Source organism: Vibrio sp. 1557 (genome assembly GCF_033340175.1).
GTDB classification, from domain to species: Bacteria; Pseudomonadota; Gammaproteobacteria; order Enterobacterales; family Vibrionaceae; genus Vibrio; species Vibrio alginolyticus.
In genome coordinates, this window is record NZ_JAWOVZ010000097.1 from 1 (window position 1) to 1,574 (window position 1,574).

Annotated in this window: 1 protein-coding gene; it reads left to right on the forward strand. The window is 43.5% G+C overall.

All coding sequences use genetic code 11. From position 1 onward, the window contains the following. Positions 1–561 precede the first annotated feature (561 nt). On the forward strand, positions 562–1,287 hold the full coding sequence (locus R7070_RS24920) for an HAD family hydrolase (protein ID WP_238816786.1): 726 nt from the start codon (positions 562–564) through the stop codon (positions 1,285–1,287). The last annotated feature ends 287 nt before the right edge of the window (positions 1,288–1,574 follow it).

Here is a 1,574-nt window from a genome sequence, read left to right on the forward strand (position 1 = left end):
AATGCGGAAACAATTTGGCAAAAATCACACAAAAAAGCAACAATTAAAGTATATTCCGCCGTAAAAACATTGAATACACGCACAATGAGCGAATAAAAATGCATTAACAAGTATTTAACCACTTTCATATCACCCCATTTTTGTGCGCCATGCACCATTAAAACTAGAAAAATGCTCTAAATGTAGGCACAACATCACCTCACACCATAACCACACTATTCATGTGTGATAATTAACATTTACCAAACAATATATCGTACCAAAAGCGATTTTTCGGCATAAAATGTTACTAACAAAATAGTCGGCAAACATAAAAAACCAAAGTTAACCGGCTTCACCTAAGGCTAAAACGTGAGCACCACAACAAAACAGAGGAAACCTCCTCAAAGTTGCGATTATGCGCCCGTTATGCGGTTTAATGATTAAGCCAAAAGAACAGCATCACTTAAGCGTAAACGAAACTGCACAATTTGCTGACGGATTGCCTCTTTACGATGCGATTTAGAGTGGGATAATAGGCTTTCGACGCCAGTGACTAAGTAGTGAATGAAAGGAGCCCCTGTGCTTAAAGCGATTTTTTTTGATATGGACGAGACGTTATGTGGCACATCCCAAGCAGACAAAGCTGCAGGGCAAAAATTTGCTGCCTGGATTCAACAAACGTATCCCCAAGTCTCTGATCCTCAAGCATTCTTACAACGCTACTTGCAAGGGGTATATAAAAAGCTCAACGCAGAGTTTCCTCAGCTGGTTGCTCTTCTTCCAGACGAAAATGCTTTTCGCTGTAGTCTGATCCAAACGATTTTGGCGGAGGACGGCATCCACATCGATGCAGAGCAAGCTCAGCAAGCACAACACTATTTTGATTCAGCACGTATGGGCGCGTTCACTTTCTTCCCTGGCGTAAAAGAAATGCTGACGGATCTACGTAAGCACTACAAACTCGTCGTGATCACTAACGGTCCAATTTTCTCGCAGCACCCCAAATTGAAAGCAACACAAATGGATGAATGGGTGGACCATATTATTGTGGGTGGCGAAGAGCCAGAAGAAAAACCAGCGGCCAGCATATTCCAAAAAGCCTTGAATCTTGTCGACGTCAAACCAGAAGAAGCCTTACACATCGGTGACTCTCTAGCGGCAGACATCGCAGGCGCAAACAACATGGGTATTTTGAGTGTGTGGGTGAATGCGACTGGCGCAAGTAATCCAACAGAGATAACACCGAACTTTGAAATCCGAGAAACCGTCGAGCTAAAGGAAATCCTGAAAACACTCGCCCAATAACAACAGCGAATTAAGAAAACCACAACCCCAGACATTGAGCTGGGGTTTATTTTATCTGCGCGAAAAGCATTGGGATCATGGGTGGTCTAAAGCACCAAAAGCTGCACCAACCTTTCAGTTCGTACGCAAAGCTCGATATGTTCTGCTGATAGAAATCTTCTGGCTAGCCACTATCAGCTAATATGACGGAAAATAGAGTGGCTAAAATGCAAAAAAGCCCCAGTCTTTCGACTGAGGCTTTAAATAGTGGTCGGTGAAGAGGGATTCGAACCCCCGACCCTCTGGTC